The following is an 18556-nucleotide window of genomic DNA, read 5'->3' on the forward strand; positions in this document are numbered from 1 at the left end:
TTCGATCAGTCCGGAATCGCTTCAGGCGCTTCCCGTGGCGCTGGCGCGGTCAGGGAAGTGATCTTGATCAGCAAGGCCAGATGACCGTTGTCCAGGTAGTTGAGTTGGCCGTTCTTGGTGTGACTGTCCTGTTTCAGGCGCTCGCTGGCGGTGACCAGGCCATTGGCGTCGATCTGATTGACCCAGAAATCGGCGTTCACATCGGTGAAACGCCCCAGTTTCATTTCCAGCGTGCCCTCGATCGGGAATTGACCGAACTGCTCCTGACCGTCGCTGACTGCCACTTTTGCCGGTGCTTCGCCAAGGGTTTGCTGCCAGGCTTTGTGCATCAGCACGCTGTAGTCGCCGCTGGCCGTGAGTTTGCTGACAACGTCATTCAACGCCGGTGTGCGTTTGCTGTCGTCGCTCAAACGCTGGGCGCCAGCGGCCCAGTCTTCCGGCGCGGCGCGGCTGACGATTGCCGGCACGGCGTTCTGGCGCACCAGAATCATTTCGACCTGATACAGGTCATCGGCGAAAGCCGAAGGGGCTACCAAAGCAAGTAGCAAAGTCACTGAGCGGAACAGGCGCATTGGGCGTCCTTCAAACAGATTTCGGGAGGAGGCGCTCAAACAGCGCCTCTACAGTATTAAAGCGCTCTTCCGGACGTTCCATCGGTACCTGGAATTTGAACATCGTCGCGCCTTCGAATTTATAGCGTTTTGGCTGGCTCTGGATCAGCTTTATCAGCGTCATCGGGTCGACCGGGGTTTGCGCGGCGAACTCAATACGCCCACCTTGCGGGCCACCATCGACCTTCTTGATGCCCAATTGCTCGGCCTGCAACTTCAGCGCTGTGATGCGCACCAGATTCTTCGTCGGTTCCGGTAGCAGGCCGAAGCGGTCGATCATCTCGACTTGCAGATCTTTCAGGCCTTCCTCGTCGGAGGCCGAAGCGATGCGCTTGTACAGAATCAGACGCGCGTGAACGTCCGGCAGGTAGTCTTCCGGAATCAGCGCCGGCACCCGCAAGTTGACTTCCGGGCCACCGCCCAGCGGTTGATCAAGGTTCGGTTGCTCGCCCTTGCGGATCGATTTCACCGCGCGTTCCAGCATCTCCATGTACAGCGTGAAGCCCACGGCCTGAATCTGCCCGCTCTGGCCATCGCCGAGCAGTTCGCCGGCACCACGGATTTCCAAGTCGTTGGTCGCGAGCACGAAACCGGCGCCGAGATCCTGAGTATTGGCAATCGCTTCCAGACGCTTTTCCGCGTCCGAAGTGATTTGCTGGCGCGGCGGCGTCAGCAGGTAGGCGTAAGCCTGGTGGTGACTGCGGCCGACACGACCACGCAACTGGTGCAGTTGTGCCAGGCCGAACTTGTCGGCGCGCTCGATGATGATGGTATTGGCGCTCGGCACGTCGATGCCGGTCTCGATGATGGTCGAGGCGATCAGCACGTTGAAGCGCTTGTGATAGAAGTCGCTCATCACCTGTTCGAGTTCGCGCTCGCGCATCTGTCCGTGACCGATGCCGATGCGGGCTTCCGGCACCAGTTCGGCGAGATCGGCGGCGCACTTCTCGATGGTTTTCACATCGTTGTGCAGGTAGTAAACCTGGCCGCCGCGCAGCAGTTCACGGAGCAGGGCCTCTTTGACCGTGCTCTTGTTCTGCTCCATGACGAAAGTGCGCACCGACAGGCGTCGCGCTGGCGGCGTGGCGATGATCGACAAGTCGCGCATGCCCGACACCGCCATGTTCAGTGTGCGCGGAATCGGCGTGGCGGTCAGGGTAAGAATGTCGACTTCGCTGCGCAGGGCCTTGAGCTGTTCTTTCTGACGCACACCGAAACGGTGTTCTTCGTCGATGATCACCAGCCCGAGGTTTTTGATTTTCACATCGTCGGACAGCAGCTTGTGCGTACCAATGACGATGTCGATTTTGCCTTCGGCCAGATCAGCGATAGCCGCGTTCACTTCCTTGGCCGACTTGAAGCGGCTCATCACTTCGACGGTCACTGGCCAGTCGGCGAAGCGGTCGCGGAAGCTGTTGTAGTGCTGCTGGGCGAGCAGGGTGGTCGGCACCAGAATCGCCACCTGGCGACCGCCGTGCACGGCGATGAATGCCGCACGCATGGCCACTTCGGTCTTGCCGAAACCGACGTCGCCGCAGACCAGGCGATCCATTGGTTTCGGCGCGAGCATGTCTTCGCGCACGGCTTCAATGGTCGATTGCTGGTCCGGGGTTTCTTCGAACGGGAAACCGGCGCTGAACGTCGCGTAATCGGCTTTCGGGTCGGCGAATGCATAACCTTCGCGAGCGGCACGCCGGGCATAGATGTCGAGCAGTTCAGCGGCAACATCGCGCACCTGTTCGGCGGCTTTACGCTTGGCCTTCTGCCAGGTTTCCGAGCCGAGGCGGTGCAGCGGGGCCAGCGCATCGTCGCTGCCGGTGTAACGCGCGATCAAATGCAGGTTGGCTACGGGCACGTAAAGCTTGGCGTTCTCGGCGTATTCGAGGGTGAGGAATTCGGCGGCCTGATTGTCGATTTCGAGAATCGTCAGACCCAGATAGCGACCGACACCATGATCAATGTGCACCACCGGCGCGCCTTCGCGCAGCTCGGTGAGGTTTTTGATCACCGCATCGTTATTGCCGTCGGCACGCTTCTCGCGGCGGCGGCGTTGCATCACGCGTTGGCCGAACAGCGGACTTTCCGCGACCAGGGCCAGCGCCGGGTCATCGAGCATCAGGCCTTCATCGAGCGGGGCAATGGTGATCGCCAGACGATCCTTGCTCGCGACGAAGTCCGGCCAGCTGTCGACGGTTTTCGGTCGCAGCTTCAGGCGTTCAAGCAACTCCAGCAGGACTTCGCGACGGCCGGCGGATTCGGCGGTGAACAGCACGCGTCCGGGGAATTCATCGAGAAATGCCGACAGTGCCGCCAGCGGTTGCGTGGCTTTGGCCTCGATTGCCAGATTCGGCAGGGCTTGCGCGGGGAAGCGCTCGCGGCCGACGCCGGTTTCCACGTCTTGTTGACTGGCGACCACACGTGGCCAGCTCTTCAAACGGGCGAAACAGTCTTCCACCGGCAGGAACAATTCTGCCGGCGGCAATAAAGGACGCGAAGGGTCGACGCGACGCTCTTCATAACGATTGCGCACGTCGTTCCAGAAGTTTTCCGCCGCTTGCTCGATGCCCGGCAGAGAGAACACCTGGGTGTCCTGCGGCAGGTAATCGAACAGGGTCGAGGTTTCGTCGAAGAACAGCGGCAGGTAGTACTCGATACCGGCCGGAGTGATGCCGCTGCTCAGATCCTGAAAGATCGGGCAGCGACGGAAGTCGACGTCGAAACGCTCGCGAAAGCGTGCCTTGAAACGGGTGACCGCGTCTTTCTGTAGCGGGAACTCACGGGCCGGCAGCAGCTTGACCGATTCGACCTTGTCGATGGAGCGCTGGTTTTCCGGGTCGAAGGTGCGCAGGGTTTCGATTTCGTCATCGAACAGGTCGATGCGATACGGCAACTTGCTGCCCATCGGAAACAGGTCGATCAACGCACCGCGCACGGTGAACTCGCCGTGCTCATAAACCGTATCGACGTAGCGATAGCCACTGGCTTCGAGTCGCGAACGCATCTGTTCAACATCGAGCTTCTGCCCGACATCCAGCACCAGGCTGCTGCCGAGCAGGAATTTGGTCGGCGCCAAACGGTGCAACGCTGTGGTGATCGGCACCACCAGCACGCCATGCGCCAGTTCCGGCAGCCTATATAAGCTGGCGATGCGCTGGGAAATGATGTCCTGGTGGGGCGAGAACAGGTCGTACGGCAGGGTTTCCCAGTCAGGGAAATGCAGAACGGGCAAATCCGGGGCGAAGAAACTCAGCTCCTGTTCCAGTCGTTCAGCACTCTGGCTGTCGGCGGTCAGTAGCAGGGTGAAGCGCTTGGCAGCGCTGGCAGCCTCGGCAATCGCCAGGCTGAGGGCAGCACCGGGCAGATTGCCCCAATGCTGTTTACCTGCCTCGGCAGGGAGTAGCGGTAGACGCAGAACGGGCACGGAAGGTTGAGCTCCAGGCTTTGCGACAAAGTCGGTAATTGTAGCGGCGTCCGGTGCCGCCTGTCAGTTGCAGACTACGTCTATCTTCGCTGTTTGGACGAAATGTAGTGGTAACCATAAAAACCAGCCGTTTTTTTGTGGTTATGTAGTGCCGAAAGTGGCTGGTGTTACGGAGGGTTACAGACATCGTCTAACAGTCGTCGAAAAATTGACTGCGCTGAAAGCCCCGGTTTTACTGGGCTTGAGAGAGGCGTAATTTTTTTGAACGGAATTTTGTTACCGATTTCGCGACAAGCGCACATTGCTACAAGAGGTTGTCGGCGGCATAATGTAGCCCCTTTTTTCTGCCCCTACATGTGGAAGGTTACCGTGACTCAGAAGCCCGACCAGTGTCTTGGTGAATGGATCGACCGTGAAGCACTCGCAGAAGCGATGATTCCGCTTATCGGTCAGCTCTACCGCAATAACAACGTGGTGAGCTCGATCTATGGCCGCAGCCTGATCAACCAGTCTGTCATCGCGATTCTCAAAGCTCACCGCTTTGCGCGCCACCGTTCTTCCGACGACAGCGAACTCTCCGTCCACGAAACATTCCCACTGCTTAAGGCCATGAGCGAGCTCAAGCTCGGCGCGGCTTCGGTAGACCTGGGCAAGTTGGCGTTCAAATTCCGTAACGAAGGCAATGGCCGCAGCGCCGAGCAATTCGTTCGTGAAGAAATGGCTGACGTGGTTGGCCAGCAAAACGCTTCCGCACGTAAAGGCACTGACGTTGTGCTGTACGGCTTCGGTCGTATCGGCCGTCTGCTGGCGCGCATCCTGATCGAAAAAACCGGTGGTGGCGACGGCCTGCGTCTGCGTGCCATCGTCGTGCGCAAAGGCGCCGACAACGACCTGACCAAGCGCGCCAGCCTGCTGCGTCGCGATTCGGTCCATGGTTCGTTCAACGGCACCATTACCATCGACGAAGAAAACAACACCATCACCGCCAACGGTAACCTGATCCAGGTGATCTACGCGAAGAACCCGACCGAGGTGGATTACACCCAGTACGGCATCAAAGATGCGCTGCTGGTGGACAACACCGGTGTATGGCGTGACGCCGATGGTCTGGGCCAGCACCTGCAATGCCCGGGTGTCGCCCGCGTTGTTCTCACCGCGCCTGGCAAAGGCAAGCTGAAGAACATCGTTCACGGCATCAACCACAACGAAATCACCGCTGACGACAAGATCGTGTCCGCCGCTTCCTGCACCACCAACGCCATCGTGCCGGTGCTGAAAGCTGTGAATGACAAGTTCGGCATCATCAACGGTCACGTCGAAACCGTTCACTCGTACACCAACGACCAGAACCTGATCGACAACTTCCACAAGGGCGATCGCCGTGGCCGTAGCGCCGCGCTGAACATGGTGATCACCGAGACCGGTGCTGCCACCGCTGCTGCCAAGGCCCTGCCTGAGCTGGCCGGCAAGCTGACCGGTAACGCGATCCGCGTTCCGACGCCAAACGTGTCGATGGCCATTCTCAACCTCAACCTTGAGAAAGCTGCCACCCGTGAAGAGATGAACGAGTACCTGCGCTACATGGCGCTGCACTCCGATCTGCACAAGCAAATCGACTTCGTCAACTCGCAGGAAGTGGTTTCGACTGACTTCGTGGGCTCGCGCCACGCCGGTGTGGTCGACGCTGAAGCGACCATCGTTCAGGACAACCGCGTTGTACTGTACGTGTGGTACGACAACGAGTTCGGCTACAGCTGCCAGGTGGTTCGCGTGATGGAAGACATGGCTGGTGTAAACCCGCCAGCGTTCCCGCGCTAAGCGATAGCTGCACATGAAAACGCCCCGACTTTGTTCGGGGCGTTTTTTTATGCCTGCAAAACTTCTATTGCCTTGGCCAGCCTCATCGCTGGCAAGCCAGCTCCCACAGGTTTACTGGTTAATTACACAATTGCATTAACACCTGAAACCCTGTGGGAGCTGGCTTGCCAGCGATGGCGTCCTGTCAGGCGCCGCCAGGGACGGCCGCTTGCGCGGTGCGCAGTTCATGCTTATTGCCCCGGAACAACACCAGCGTCGCAATCAATCCCAACACCGCCGCACCACTCAGCCAGATCCCCGGCGCAGCCTTGTTGTCCAGCACATGAATCAGGTAAGTACACGCCGCCGGGGTAAACCCGCCGAACGTCGCGGTTGCCAGGCTGTAAGCCAGTGAGAAGCCGGTCGTACGCACTTCAACCGGCATGATCTCGGTCAGCGCCACCACCATCGCGCCGTTGTACGAACCGTAGAGGAACGACAGCCACAACTCGACAATCAGCAAATGGCTGAAGCTCGGGTTCGCCACCAGCCACGACAGCGCCGGGTAGGCGGTCAGGATCGCCAGAATCGTCGCCGCCAGCAGTAAGGGTTTACGGCCGATCTTGTCAGACACCGAGCCCATCACCGGCAACCAGAAGAAGTTCGACAGGCCGATGCACACCGTCACCAGCAACGCGTCGAAATCCGACAGGTGCAGCTCAGCCTTGCCGAACGTCGGGGTGTACGCAGTGATCAGGTAGAACGACACCGTAGTCATCACCACCAGTGCCATGCCGGCGATGACGATGCCGAAGTTCTGACCGATCGAGCGGACAATTTCCCGCAGGGTTGGGCGATGTTTCCTGGCTTGGAACTCTGGCGTTTCCTCCAGCGAGCGGCGAATGACGAAGATTACCGGCACAATCATGCAGCCGATCAGGAACGGCACGCGCCAGCCCCAGTCACCCATTTGTTCCGGGCTCAGCCAGTGGTTGAGGCCGACGCCGAGCAGGCCGGCGAAAACCACCGCCGCTTGCTGACTCGCAGACTGCCAACTGACGAAGAAACCCTTGCGGCCTGGTGTGGCGATCTCTGCCAGATAGACAGATACGCCGCCCAGTTCTACGCCAGCGGAAAAGCCTTGCAGCAACCGACCGAACAGTACGAGCAGCGGTGCGGCGACGCCGAGGGTGGCGTAGCCCGGCACGCAGGCAATCAGCACCGTACCGGCAGCCATCAACGCCAGCGTGATGATCAGCCCTTGGCGACGGCCATGACGGTCAATGTAGGCGCCGAGGAAAATCGCCCCGAGCGGACGCATCAAGAAGCCGGCCCCAAAAGTGGCCAGTGAAAGCATCAGCGAAGCGAAGGCGCTGTCGGTGGGGAAGAAGGTCTTGGCAATGGCTGTGGCGTAAAAGCCATAGACCATGAAGTCGAACATTTCGAGGAAGTTGCCGCTGACAACGCGAAAAATCGCTTTGCCTTTGCCCGTGGTGGAGGACATGTTCAGGTACTCGCTATTGGATTTTGTATAAAGATGTTGCAGATCCTTTAATTCATAATGGCCGTCGCGGTTTTACGGAGAGATGAATAATTGTTCACTAGACGGTTGCTGAGGCTTGTGATGCTGGCTGGCTTATTGGCTGGCTGCGGCAATGGCGATTCCATGGAAAGCCTTGGTGGGGCGACCATGGGCAGCACGTATTCAATCAAGTATGTGCGCCGCGCCGGCTTGCCCGAACCGAAGCAAGTTCGCGGTGAAGTGGAGGGGATCCTCGGCGAAGTCGATCGGCAGCTATCCACCTATCGCAACGATTCGGACATCGAGCGCTTCAACGCTTTACCCGCCAATAGCTGTCAGAAAATGCCTGCAGCGGTACTCGAATTGGTCCGCACGGGCGAACAACTGTCAGCGCAAAGCGAAGGCTCCTACGACCTGACTGTCGAACCGCTGATGAATCTCTGGGGGTTCGGCCCGCAGGGGCGCGAAGAGAAAGTCCCTGGCGCCGCCGCACTCGCCGAGGTGATGTCGCGCGTCGGTTATCAGCACTTGCGCATCAATGGCGAGCAGTTGTGCAAGGACGCCGCCGTCGAAGTCGATTTCAACAGCATCGCCGCCGGTTATGCCGTCGACACCATCGCGGCACGGCTCGATGCCATGGGCATCCACGATTACCTCGCTGAAGCCACGGGTGAGCTAAAGGCAAAGGGGCGAAAGCTTGACGGCTCATCGTGGCGCATCGCGCTGGAAGAACCTCGTGACGATCAACAGGTCGCCGAGCGCATCATCAATGTCGACGGCTACGGCGTTTCCACCTCCGGCGACTACCGCAACTATTTCCTGCAGAGCGGTCGGCGTTATTCCCACACCTTCGATGCGCGTACCGGTGCACCGGTCCTACACGATCTGGCGTCAGTCACGGTGATTCATCCTTCAGCGTTGATGGCCGATGGCCTATCGACGCTGTTGCTGATTCTCGGCCCTGAAAGGGCGTGGGACTATGCGGAAAAACATGACATTGGTGCATTCTTTGTGATTCGTGCCGATACAGGTTTTGTCGTTCGCACCAACAAGGCTTTCGAACGCCTCAGTGGCGCAAAAACTGACTGAGAACAATACGAAAGCTGGCGTTGTAGTGCAGGCAAAAGTAGCCTACGACGCGACCAAGGGTTAATGTGCGCGGCGTTGACGCTTCTATAGACTGTGTCCGGGTTCTTGATTGGCCCCCAATTGTTCCTTCGCGCCGCCGTTCGGCGTGATTTAGCCGCCGGTGCTGCTGGCACCGCGGCCTGTTCTGAGGAGTACGCATGGCTGTCTACAACTACGACGTGGTGGTGCTGGGTTCCGGCCCGGCGGGAGAAGGCGCGGCAATGAACGCCGCCAAAGCAGGGCGCAAGGTCGCGATGGTCGACAGCCGTCGCCAGGTCGGCGGCAACTGCACCCACCTCGGCACCATCCCGTCCAAGGCACTGCGTCACTCGGTGCGGCAGATCATGCAGTTCAACACTAATCCTATGTTCCGGGCGATCGGCGAGCCGCGCTGGTTCTCCTTCCCGGACGTGTTGAAAAGCGCCGAAAAGGTTATTTCCAAACAAGTCGCTTCGCGTACCGGCTACTACGCCCGTAACCGCGTCGACGTGTTCTTCGGCACCGGCAGCTTCGCCGACGAGCAAACCATCGAAGTGGTTTGCGCCAACGGTGTGGTCGAGAAACTGGTGGCCAAGCACATCATCATCGCCACCGGTTCGCGTCCTTATCGCCCGGCGGACATCGATTTCCACCATCCGCGTATCTACGATAGCGACACCATCCTCAGCCTCGGCCACACCCCGCGCAAACTGATCGTTTACGGCGCCGGCGTGATCGGTTGTGAATACGCGTCGATCTTCAGTGGGCTGGGTGTACTGGTCGAGCTGGTCGACAACCGTGGTCAGTTACTGAGCTTCCTCGACTCGGAAATCTCCCAGGCGTTGAGCTACCACTTCAGCAACAACAACATCACCGTGCGCCACAACGAAGATTACGATCGCGTTGAAGGCGTCGACAACGGCGTGATCCTGCACCTGAAGTCCGGCAAGAAGATCAAGGCCGACGCCTTGCTCTGGTGCAACGGTCGTACCGGCAACACCGATCAGCTCGGTCTGGAAAACATCGGCGTCAAGGTCAACAGCCGTGGCCAGATCGAAGTCGACGAGGCTTACCGTACCTGCGTGCCGAACATCTACGGCGCCGGTGACGTGATCGGCTGGCCGAGCCTGGCCAGTGCCGCCCACGACCAGGGTCGTTCGGCTGCTGGCAGCATCGTCGATAACGGTAGCTGGCGCTTTGTGAATGACGTGCCGACCGGCATCTACACCATTCCGGAGATCAGCTCGATCGGCAAGAACGAGCAGGAACTGACCCAGGCCAAAGTGCCGTACGAAGTTGGCAAGGCGTTCTTCAAGAGCATGGCGCGTGCGCAGATCGCCGGCGAGCCGCAAGGCATGCTGAAGATCCTGTTCCACCGTGAAACCCTGGAAGTGCTGGGCGTTCACTGCTTCGGTTATCAGGCGTCGGAGATCGTTCACATCGGCCAGGCGATCATGAGCCAGCCGGGCGAGCTGAACACCCTGAAGTACTTCGTCAACACCACGTTCAACTACCCGACCATGGCCGAAGCCTATCGGGTAGCGGCGTACGACGGCCTCAACCGGCTTTTTTGACGGGCTCCGGCCGGTGGCCTGAGCCGGCCGGGGAGACCGATTTCAGCAATTCTCGAGGGTGGCAGTGGCCAAACCGGGAAAGTCTGTAATCAGGCTGTCAACGCCGAAGTCGGCGAGTCTGCGCATCAGCGCAGGCTCGTTGACGGTCCATACCGACACATGCAGCCCCTGACGCTGCGCCTTTTGCAGACGTTCCGGCGTGCACAGTGTCCAGTTCAGCGCGAGAATCTCACAGCCATAGCTGGCCGCGACCTTCAACGGGTCGAGCCAAGCGTATTCGGCCACCAATCCGCGCGACACGTCCGGCACCAGATCCAGCGCCGCTTTCAGCACTTCCCGCGAACTCGAGGTGATTGTCACCTTGTCGAGCAGGCCATGCCGTTGCGCCATTTCACGAATCGCCAGCACCGTGGTTGCGGCGCGAGTACGTGAAGCGCTTTTGACCTCCAGTTGCCAATGCTCGAAATCACACTTCTCGAACAACTCTTCCAGCGTCGGAATCGGGCACGGCTTGATCCAGCCCGGGCCGCCCTTGCGCGCGTCGTAGGTCACCAGCTCGGCGGCGGTGTGTTCGACGACCTTGCCGCGCCGCTCCGTGGTGCGTTTGAGGGTCGGGTCGTGGATGACCATCAACTCGCCGTCCTTGGACAGGTGCAGATCCAGTTCGCAACGGCGCACGTCGTGCTTGAGACATTCCTGAAAGCTGCTCAGGGTGTTTTCCGGTGCTTCGCCCTTGGCGCCGCGGTGGCCGTAGATGAGGGTCACGGTTCTTCCTTAAATTAAATGCCTGATTCGTTCTGTTCGCGGGCCAGACGTCGTTCCTGGGCCTGCTTCTGCAAGATATAGCGGGCGAGCAACTGGCGCTGGGCATCGGTCAGGTGTTCGAACTCGGTACCGATGTCATAACCTTCGCCCTTGCGGTCGCAATGGGTGACGCGGGCACGCAGCAACAGGCCCAGCGCTTGCGGCATCAGCACCAGTTTCACTGACAGGTGAGCGCCGGTGGCAATCGGTGTCGGGTGCTGAAAGTCGATTCCGCCCTCGGAGATGATCACCGGTTGCGGCTCGCCGATATGACCGAGTACGGTCAGGGCGACCACCTGGCTGAGCAGGTCGATGCGTTTGTTCTGGGATTTCAGGAACGCGGCAATGGCCCGGTCGCGCTCGCTGATCTGCCGCAACAGGTGTTGCGACTCGAATTCACTCAGGTGCAGTTCGCTGAGCAGGTTGAACAGTGGGGAAGCATCCTGCAACACTTCCTGGCCTGCGGCTTCGGGAGCAGACAGGGGCCGAATTTCCAGTGCGATCGTGTCCTCGATACGGTAGTATTCGCGGCGATCTTCTTCATCTAATGTCGACATGGCGAACCCATGGTAGCGGCGGTGGTCTGAGTGTAAAGCTGGTTATCGACCCCCGCCACAAGGACGTTCCTTTTCCCTCCGAACAAGCCCCGACATGTTCAGACCTCTCTTCGTATTTATCGGCACGCGTTATACCCGTGCAAAGCGTCGCAATCATTTTGTGTCATTCATTTCCCTGACTTCGATGATCGGGCTCGCCCTTGGCGTGGTCGTGATGATCGTCGTGTTGTCGGTGATGAACGGCTTCGATCATGAGATGCGCACCCGTGTGCTGGGCATGGTGCCCCACGCGACCATTGAATCCACTGAGCCGATCAACGATTGGCAAAGCCTGGCCACCCAGGTCAAGCAGAACCCGCAGGTGACGGCGGTTGCGCCGTTCACCCAGATGCAGGGCCTGCTGACCAATAACGGTCAGGTGTCCAAGGTATTGCTCAATGCCATCGACCCTGCGCTCGAGCGCAATGTGTCGATCATCGACAACTTCATGAAACAGGGCAAACTCGACGATCTGACGCCGGGCAGTTTCGGCATCGTCATCGGCGACAAGGCTGCGACCAAGCTCGGCGTCGGCATCGGTGACAAGGTCACCTTCGTCGCGCCGGAGGTCAGCGTGACCCCGGCCGGGATGTTCCCGCGCATGAAGCGCTTCACCGTTGTCGGCATTTTCCATGTCGGCGCTGGCGAACTCGATGGCTATCTGGGCGTGACCAACCTGCAGGATCTGGCGAAGATGCACCGCTGGAAGCCTGATCAGGTGCAGGGCATTCGCCTGAAGTTCGACGACCTGTTCCAGGCACCGCGTGTGGCATGGAACATCGCCCAGCAGCTTGGCGAAGACCACTACTACGCCCGCGACTGGACCCGCACCCACGGCAATCTGTATCAGGCGATCCGTATGGAAAAAGCCATGATCGGCCTGCTGTTGTTGCTGATCGTCGCCGTGGCTGCGTTCAACATCATTTCCACGCTGGTGATGGTGGTCAACGACAAGAAGGGCGACATCGCCATTCTGCGTACGTTGGGCGCGACGCCGGGCACGATCATGCGCACGTTCATGGTGCAAGGCACGGTGATCGGTGTGGTCGGCACGGCGATTGGCGCGGTGGTCGGCATTTTCGCGGCGCTTAATGTCAGCGCGGCGATCTCGGCACTGGAAGGCCTGATCGGCCACAAATTCCTTAATGCTGACGTGTATTTCATTGATTATCTTCCGTCGCAGGTGCAGAGCCAGGATGTGGTCATGGTCTGCGCCGCTGCGTTGGTCCTGAGTTTCCTCGCCACCCTGTATCCAGCCTGGCGTGCCGCGCGCACCCAGCCGGCGGAGGCGCTACGTTATGAGTGAGTCGGGCATGAGTGAACAAGCAATCCTGAGCTGCCGCAACTTGGGCAAATCTTACGAGGAAGGCCCGGAATCGGTAGAAGTACTGGCCGGCCTGCAACTGGAGTTACACCCGGGCGAGCGCGTCGCGATCGTCGGCACCTCGGGTTCGGGCAAAAGTACCTTGCTCAACCTGCTCGGCGGCCTCGATACGCCGACCAAGGGCAGCGTCTGGCTCGATGGTGAAGAACTGTCGGCGCTGAGCGAGAAGAAGCGTGGCCTGCTGCGTAATCGTGCGCTCGGTTTCGTTTACCAGTTCCACCACTTGCTGCCGGAATTCACTGCGCTGGAGAACGTCTGCATGCCGCTGCTGATCGGCAAGACGCCGATCCCGGAAGCCCGTCAGCGTGCCACGGCACTGCTGGAGCGCGTCGGCCTCGGTCATCGCCTGGAGCACAAACCGGCGGAACTGTCCGGTGGTGAACGTCAGCGTGTGGCCATCGCCCGCGCCCTGGTGAACAAGCCGGGCCTGGTGATGCTCGACGAGCCAACCGGCAACCTCGACTCGCACACCGCCCAAGGCATTCAGGATTTGATGCTGGAACTCAGCACCTCCATGCGCACGGCGTTCCTGGTGGTGACCCACGACATGAACCTGGCCCGCCAGATGGATCGCGTACTGCACCTGCAAGAAGGTTGCCTCACGCCTATCTGATTGGCTGAAACCCGGCGCCTGTAAAGGCGTCGGGTCTTTTATTTTTATACGGTGCCCCAGCGAATGTTCAGACCGTTATCGATCTTTATCGGCACGCGCTATACCCGCGCCAAGCGCCGCAATCGCTTTGTTTCGTTCATTTCGATGACCTCGATGATCGGCCTCGCCCTCGGCGTGCTGGCGATGATCGTGGTGTTGTCGGTGATGAATGGCTTCCAGCGCGAAATGAGCTCGCGCATCCTCGGCATGGTGCCGCACGCCACCATCGTGGGCGTCAAGCCGATCGATGACTGGCAGCCGGTGGCCGCCGCCGCGATGAAAAATCCTGAAGTGACCGCCGCCGTGCCGTTCACTGAGATGGAAGGCATGCTCTCCTATAAGGGCTTGATGCAGCCGATCCAGATCAGCGGCGTCGATCCGGCGCAGGAAGGCAAGGTCTCCATCGTTGCCCAGCACATTGTGCAGGGCCGTCTCGATGCCTTGAAACCAGGAGAGTTCGGCGTAGTGATTGGTGAAATCACCGCGCGCCGTTTCCGCCTCAACGTCGGTGACAAGATCACCCTGATCGTCCCGGAAGTCAGCACCGCACCGGGCGGCATCACCCCTCGCATGCAGCGTCTGAACGTGGTGGGCGTGTTCAAGGTTGGCGCTGAACTGGACGGCTCGATGGGCCTGATCCATGTGGCGGACGCTGCGACCATGCAGCATTGGCAGCCGAATCAGGTACAGAGCGTGCGTCTGGCGGTCAAGGATCTGTACGCCGCGCCGAAAGTCTCTTCGGACATCGCTGCCGGCCTGGGCGCCGAGTTCAAGGCTGACGACTGGACCCACACCCAGGGCAGCCTGTTCAGTGCGATGAAGATGGAAAAAACCATGATCGGCCTGCTGTTGCTGATGATCGTCGCGGTGGCGGCGTTCAACATCATTGCGACCCTGATTATGGTGGTGAACGACAAGGGCGCGGACATCGCGATTTTGCGCACCATCGGCGCCACGCCACGGCAGATCATGGCGATCTTCATGGTTCAGGGCACCGTGATCGGGATTGTCGGCACGATCATTGGCGGCGTTTTGGGCGTGATCGCCGCGCTGAATGTCAGTCAGATCGTGGGCTGGATCGAGCGAGTCAGCGGGCAGCACATCTTCAGTTCTGATGTGTATTTCGTCAGCAATTTGCCGTCGGAATTGCAGGGTGGGGATGTGCTGTTGATCTGCTCGGCGGGCTTTATCCTGAGCTTCCTGGCGACGGTGTATCCTGCGTGGCGAGCGGCGAAGATCGAGCCGGCTCACGCGTTGAGATATTCGTAAGCGACTCCATGCTCGTTCCCACGCTCTGCGTGGGAACGCCTCAACGGACGCTCCGCGTTCGGCTCTGGAAGGGACGCGGAGCGTCCCGGGCTGCATTCCCACGCAGAGCGTGGGAACGATCAGGTTCGAGGTAGCTCAATCACAAACCGCGTCCAACCCGCTTCAGATTCGCAACGAATCTGCCCACCATGGGCGCGGACGATGGATTGAGTAATCGCCAACCCCAACCCCGCATGCTCACTGCTGCCTTCCTGCCGCGCCGGATCGGCCCGATAAAACCGGTCGAACAGCCGTGGCAACAACTGCGCAGAAATCCCTTCGCCACTGTTTTCGAGTGAAATGCGCACAGCGCTCGGTTGATCAACGATCCGCAAACTCACATAGCCCTCAGCGGGGGTAAAGCGCAGCGCGTTATCCAGCAAATTCGATAAGGCCCGGCGCAACATGCTGCGATCACCCTCGATCCGCGCATGGCCCTCGCGCGTCAGCTTGACCCCGGCGTCCTCCGCCAGCGGCGCAAAAAACTCCAGCAACACATCGGTCTCGTCCGCCAGTTCCAGCGCTTCGCGCTTGGGCATCAGCAAACCGTGGTCAGCCTTGGCCAGATACAACATGTCGTTGACCAGTTGTGCCATCCATTGCAGCTCTTCGAGGTTGCTGTGCAGCGCTTCGCGGTAATCCTCGATCGGCCGAGGGCGGGTGAGGGTGACTTGAGTGTGGGTCAGCAGGTTCGACAATGGCGTGCGCAACTCATGAGCGATGTCGGCGGAAAACGCCGAGAGCCGCTGAAACGAGTCGTCGAGGCGTGCGAGCATGGCGTTGAAGCTGTGGGCCATTTCCGCAAGCTCGGGCGGCATTTGCGCTTCCGGCAGTCGCGCATTCAGCGATTGTGCGGAAATCCCACGGGCGACCGCGCTCATGCGCCGCAATGGCCGTAAGCCGCTGCGTGCTGCCCAGGCACCGAGCAAAGCGGTGGCCAGTGCCGAGAGACCGACAGTCAGCCAGATCAGATGCTGCATGCGTTGCAGGAAGTGCTGGTGATGGGTGATGTCCAGCAGCATTGTCAGTTGCGGGGAATCGGCGTTTTCCGGGTAGAGCGGGGCGTTGAGCACGCGGTAATCGGTGCCGTCGTTGCTAACTGTCAACAGGCCGGATTGTTGCGGCAAATCCTTGGGGATTTGCGTCGAACTGTCATACCAGCGCTGGCCGTCAGTGCCGGTAATGCGCAACGACAGATCGGCCTGACGGCTCAGCTCATCCGCCAGCCGCGCCTCACGTTGAGCGGGTTGAACATCCTGCAAGGCGCGGCGCAGGCCAATCAGCTTACCGTCCAGTTGCTGTTGGTCGAGTTCGATGAAGTGCGCCTCGCTGGCGCGGTTGAACAGCACCCCGGCAAACAGTGAAACCACGGCGGTGCAAGCGGCAAACAACAAGGCCAGACGCGAACTCAGAGACAGCCGGCTCATCAGGCGCCACGCTCTTCGAGCACGTAACCCATGCCGCGCACGGTGTGGATCAATTTGTTGGGAAACTCGTCGTCGATTTTCAGGCGCAAACGGCGGATCGCCACTTCGATGACATTGGTGTCACTGTCGAAATTCATGTCCCAGACCTGTGAGGCGATCAGCGATTTCGGCAGCACCTCACCCTGACGGCGCAGGAGCATCTCCAATAGCGCGAATTCCTTGGCGGTGAGATCAATGCGTTGGCCACTGCGTTCGACCCGACGGCGAATCAGGTCCAGACGCAGATCGGCCAATTGCAGGCTGGTTTCTTGCTGTGTAGCACTGCCGCGACGCAACAGGCTGCGCACCCGCGCCAGCAGTTCGGAGAAAGCGAAGGGCTTGACCAGATAGTCGTCGGCACCGAGTTCGAGGCCATGAACCCTGTCTTCCACGGCGTCTTTGGCCGTGAGAAAAAGTACCGGCGTATCCAGTCCGGCGCTGCGCACCGCTTGCAGAATCTGCCAGCCACTGCGCCCCGGTAGCATCACGTCAAGGATCAGCAGCGCGTAATCGCCGCTCAGTGCCAGTTGCTGACCGCTGTTGCCGTCGGCCACCAGTTCCGTGTTGAACCCAGCCTCGGTTAGGCCCTGGCGCAGGTATTGGCCGGTTTTCGCTTGGTCTTCGACGATCAACAGTTTCATGGGCGACTCGGGTTGTAGTAACTAAGGCTTTATACCGTGAGCGCGTGCGGTAAGCGCCAACCTGACAAAGTTGTAATCTGCCTGTCAGGTAGGCGCCAGCGCAGGCCGGCTAAAGTCTCCCACAGGCTGAACCTTAACTTGTTGGAGAACGACCATGTTTTTACGCCAATCCCTGACGTTGGCTGCCTGTCTGGTGGCGCTGAGTTCGCCAGTGTGGGCCGCGCCAGCTCACACCTACGATTTTGGCCAGCCAGCACCTGCCGCCAACGCCACGCGCAGTATCGAGGTGGTGATGGGTGATATGTCCTTCGATCCCAAGGCGATTCAGATCAAGGCCGGTGAGACCGTTCGTTTTGTGCTGGTGAATAAAGGCCAGTTGTTGCACGAATTCAACCTCGGTGACGCAGCGATGCACGCCAAACACCAGCAGGAAATGTTGCAGATGCAGCAAAGCGGCATGCTTACGCCTACCGGTATGAAGGAAATGTCCCACGACATGGCTGGCATGGATCACGCGGCGATGGGCCACGGCATGAAGCACGACGATCCGAACAGCGTGCTGGTCGAGCCGGGCAAAACTGCCGAGCTGACCTGGACCTTCAGCAAAGCGACGATCCTGGAATTTGCCTGCAATATTCCCGGGCATTATCAGGCGGGCATGGTCGGCAAACTGACGGTCAGTCAGTAAGCACTCAAAGGCGCGGGCAAAGACTGGTAGAATCCGCTGATTCTTCAGTCAGGTTTCCGCCATGCATCCCGCAGCCGAACATTCGCCGCTGGGCAAATCCAGCGAATACATCGCCACATACACGCCGTCCCTGCTGTTCCCGATTCCGCGCACCGCGAAATGGGCCGAACTGGGCCTGACCGCCGAAACCCTGCCGTATAAAGGTGTGGATTTCTGGAACTGCTTCGAGCTGTCGTGGCTGCTGCCGTCGGGCAAGCCGGTGGTGGCGATCGGCGAGTTCAGCATCCCGGCGGATTCGCCGAACATCATCGAATCGAAGTCGTTCAAGTTGTATTTGAACTCGCTGAACCAGACCGCGTTTGCCGACGTTGCGAGCCTGGAGGCGACACTGATCAAGGATTTGTCCGCCGCTGCCGGCAAACCGGTGGGTGTACGGGTTCGCAGCCTGAAGGATGTTGAAGCGGAGGGCGTCGTGGCGCTGCCGGGCGTGTGCATCGACGATCTGGATATCAGCGTCAGCAACTATGAACATCCGCGCCCGGAATTGCTGCGTTGCGATGATTCGCGGATTGTTGAAGAGAGCGTGCACAGCCATCTGCTCAAATCCAACTGCCCGGTGACCAGTCAGCCGGACTGGGGCACAGTGGTGGTGGAGTATCGTGGCTCGGCGCTGGATCATGCCAGTCTGCTCGAATATATCGTCAGCTTCCGTCAGCATTCGGACTTCCATGAGCAGTGTGTGGAGCGGATTTTCCTTGATCTGCAGCGCTTGTTGAAACCCGAGAAACTCACGGTGTTTGCACGTTACGTGCGTCGCGGTGGTCTGGATATCAACCCGTATCGCAGTACCGAAAGCGTACAGCTGCCGAACCACCGGCTCGTGCGTCAATAAAGATCCGGAATGTGCGATATCCAATGTGGGAGCGAGCCTGCTCGCGAATGCGTAGTGTCAGTCGACATCATCGTTGAATGATCCACCGTATTC

At 59.6% G+C, this 18556-nt stretch carries 15 protein-coding genes; 8 read left to right on the forward strand and 7 right to left on the reverse strand.

Annotation, left to right across the window (positions count from 1 at the left end; genetic code table 11):
* Positions 1-5: 5 nt before the first annotated feature.
* The gene (locus CKW26_RS24520; protein WP_093433687.1) at positions 6-572 is read right to left on the reverse strand and encodes a CsiV family protein; all 567 of its coding nucleotides are present in this window, start codon (positions 570-572) and stop codon (positions 6-8) included.
* 10 nt (positions 573-582) lie between these two features.
* Complete coding sequence (mfd, locus tag CKW26_RS24525; RefSeq protein WP_095050471.1) at positions 583-4032, reverse strand: transcription-repair coupling factor; 3450 nt, start codon at positions 4030-4032, stop codon at positions 583-585.
* A gap of 354 nt (positions 4033-4386) precedes the next feature.
* Between mfd and CKW26_RS24530 the strand changes: the two genes are divergently transcribed.
* On the forward strand, positions 4387-5850 hold the full coding sequence (locus CKW26_RS24530) for a glyceraldehyde-3-phosphate dehydrogenase (RefSeq protein ID WP_093433692.1): 1464 nt from the start codon (positions 4387-4389) through the stop codon (positions 5848-5850).
* A gap of 184 nt (positions 5851-6034) precedes the next feature.
* Here the strand turns inward: CKW26_RS24530 and CKW26_RS24535 are convergent, their stop codons facing one another.
* Positions 6035-7333, reverse strand: a complete 1299-nt coding sequence (locus CKW26_RS24535) for an MFS transporter (RefSeq protein ID WP_095050472.1) — start codon at positions 7331-7333, stop codon at positions 6035-6037.
* Between the two features lie 120 nt (positions 7334-7453).
* Here CKW26_RS24535 and CKW26_RS24540 point away from each other — a divergent pair, with 120 nt between their 5' ends.
* Both CKW26_RS24540 and sthA read left to right on the forward strand, forming a co-directional pair.
* Positions 7454-8440, forward strand: a complete 987-nt coding sequence (locus CKW26_RS24540; RefSeq protein WP_176471231.1) for an FAD:protein FMN transferase — start codon at positions 7454-7456, stop codon at positions 8438-8440.
* A gap of 197 nt (positions 8441-8637) precedes the next feature.
* Positions 8638-10032, forward strand: coding sequence for a Si-specific NAD(P)(+) transhydrogenase (sthA, locus tag CKW26_RS24545; protein ID WP_064117858.1), 1395 nt, complete (start codon positions 8638-8640; stop codon positions 10030-10032).
* A 42-nt stretch (positions 10033-10074) separates the two neighbouring features.
* On the opposite strand, the gene CKW26_RS24550 is transcribed toward sthA, so the two are convergent.
* Both CKW26_RS24550 and CKW26_RS24555 read right to left on the reverse strand, forming a co-directional pair.
* Positions 10075-10797: a glycerophosphodiester phosphodiesterase gene (locus CKW26_RS24550; protein WP_095050474.1), complete on the reverse strand. Its 723-nt coding sequence runs from the start codon at positions 10795-10797 to the stop codon at positions 10075-10077.
* A gap of 14 nt (positions 10798-10811) precedes the next feature.
* A complete protein-coding gene (locus CKW26_RS24555) occupies positions 10812-11393 on the reverse strand; it encodes a PilZ domain-containing protein (protein ID WP_007910502.1) in 582 nt (193 codons plus the stop codon).
* A 94-nt stretch (positions 11394-11487) separates the two neighbouring features.
* Here CKW26_RS24555 and CKW26_RS24560 point away from each other — a divergent pair, with 94 nt between their 5' ends.
* The 3 genes from CKW26_RS24560 to CKW26_RS24570 all read left to right on the forward strand — a co-directional run bounded on the left by CKW26_RS24560 (position 11488) and on the right by CKW26_RS24570 (position 14737).
* A complete protein-coding gene (locus CKW26_RS24560) occupies positions 11488-12738 on the forward strand; it encodes a lipoprotein-releasing ABC transporter permease subunit (protein WP_034156426.1) in 1251 nt (416 codons plus the stop codon).
* The gene (gene lolD, locus CKW26_RS24565) at positions 12731-13429 is read left to right on the forward strand and encodes a lipoprotein-releasing ABC transporter ATP-binding protein LolD (protein ID WP_007910506.1); all 699 of its coding nucleotides are present in this window, start codon (positions 12731-12733) and stop codon (positions 13427-13429) included. Before CKW26_RS24560 ends, lolD begins: the two co-directional genes overlap by 8 nt.
* Positions 13430-13492: 63 nt before the next feature.
* The gene (locus tag CKW26_RS24570; protein WP_093433700.1) at positions 13493-14737 is read left to right on the forward strand and encodes a lipoprotein-releasing ABC transporter permease subunit; all 1245 of its coding nucleotides are present in this window, start codon (positions 13493-13495) and stop codon (positions 14735-14737) included.
* Between the two features lie 119 nt (positions 14738-14856).
* Here the strand turns inward: CKW26_RS24570 and CKW26_RS24575 are convergent, their stop codons facing one another.
* Positions 14857-16203: a heavy metal sensor histidine kinase gene (locus CKW26_RS24575; RefSeq protein ID WP_095050475.1), complete on the reverse strand. Its 1347-nt coding sequence runs from the start codon at positions 16201-16203 to the stop codon at positions 14857-14859.
* Positions 16203-16883, reverse strand: a complete 681-nt coding sequence (locus tag CKW26_RS24580) for a heavy metal response regulator transcription factor (protein WP_038362249.1) — start codon at positions 16881-16883, stop codon at positions 16203-16205. The genes CKW26_RS24575 and CKW26_RS24580 overlap by 1 nt, the downstream gene beginning before the upstream one ends.
* Before the next feature lie 154 nt (positions 16884-17037).
* Between CKW26_RS24580 and CKW26_RS24585 the strand changes: the two genes are divergently transcribed.
* Both CKW26_RS24585 and queF read left to right on the forward strand, forming a co-directional pair.
* Entirely contained in the window at positions 17038-17571 is a 534-nt protein-coding gene (locus tag CKW26_RS24585) for a plastocyanin/azurin family copper-binding protein (protein WP_095050476.1), read from the forward strand.
* A gap of 61 nt (positions 17572-17632) precedes the next feature.
* Positions 17633-18463, forward strand: coding sequence for an NADPH-dependent 7-cyano-7-deazaguanine reductase QueF (gene queF / locus CKW26_RS24590; RefSeq protein ID WP_095050477.1), 831 nt, complete (start codon positions 17633-17635; stop codon positions 18461-18463).
* Positions 18464-18556: the final 93 nt, after the last annotated feature.

The organism is Pseudomonas sp. Irchel s3h9 (genome assembly GCF_900187475.1).
Taxonomy (GTDB): Bacteria; Pseudomonadota; Gammaproteobacteria; order Pseudomonadales; family Pseudomonadaceae; genus Aquipseudomonas; species Aquipseudomonas neuropathica.

What these genes read in the sequence shown, in the direction of transcription:
- CKW26_RS24520 (WP_093433687.1), bottom strand. Translation starts at nt 572, where the DNA reads ATGCGCCTGTTCCGCTCAGTGACTTTGCTACTTGCTTTGGTAGCCCCT.
- CKW26_RS24530 (WP_093433692.1), top strand. Translation starts at nt 4,387, where the DNA reads ATGTGGAAGGTTACCGTGACTCAGAAGCCCGACCAGTGTCTTGGTGAA.
- CKW26_RS24535 (WP_095050472.1), bottom strand. Translation starts at nt 7,333, where the DNA reads ATGTCCTCCACCACGGGCAAAGGCAAAGCGATTTTTCGCGTTGTCAGC.
- CKW26_RS24540 (WP_176471231.1), top strand. Translation starts at nt 7,454, where the DNA reads ATGCTGGCTGGCTTATTGGCTGGCTGCGGCAATGGCGATTCCATGGAA.
- sthA (WP_064117858.1), top strand. Translation starts at nt 8,638, where the DNA reads ATGGCTGTCTACAACTACGACGTGGTGGTGCTGGGTTCCGGCCCGGCG.
- CKW26_RS24555 (WP_007910502.1), bottom strand. Translation starts at nt 11,393, where the DNA reads ATGTCGACATTAGATGAAGAAGATCGCCGCGAATACTACCGTATCGAG.
- CKW26_RS24560 (WP_034156426.1), top strand. Translation starts at nt 11,488, where the DNA reads ATGTTCAGACCTCTCTTCGTATTTATCGGCACGCGTTATACCCGTGCA.
- lolD (WP_007910506.1), top strand. Translation starts at nt 12,731, where the DNA reads ATGAGTGAGTCGGGCATGAGTGAACAAGCAATCCTGAGCTGCCGCAAC.
- CKW26_RS24570 (WP_093433700.1), top strand. Translation starts at nt 13,493, where the DNA reads ATGTTCAGACCGTTATCGATCTTTATCGGCACGCGCTATACCCGCGCC.
- CKW26_RS24575 (WP_095050475.1), bottom strand. Translation starts at nt 16,203, where the DNA reads ATGAGCCGGCTGTCTCTGAGTTCGCGTCTGGCCTTGTTGTTTGCCGCT.
- CKW26_RS24580 (WP_038362249.1), bottom strand. Translation starts at nt 16,883, where the DNA reads ATGAAACTGTTGATCGTCGAAGACCAAGCGAAAACCGGCCAATACCTG.
- CKW26_RS24585 (WP_095050476.1), top strand. Translation starts at nt 17,038, where the DNA reads ATGTTTTTACGCCAATCCCTGACGTTGGCTGCCTGTCTGGTGGCGCTG.
- queF (WP_095050477.1), top strand. Translation starts at nt 17,633, where the DNA reads ATGCATCCCGCAGCCGAACATTCGCCGCTGGGCAAATCCAGCGAATAC.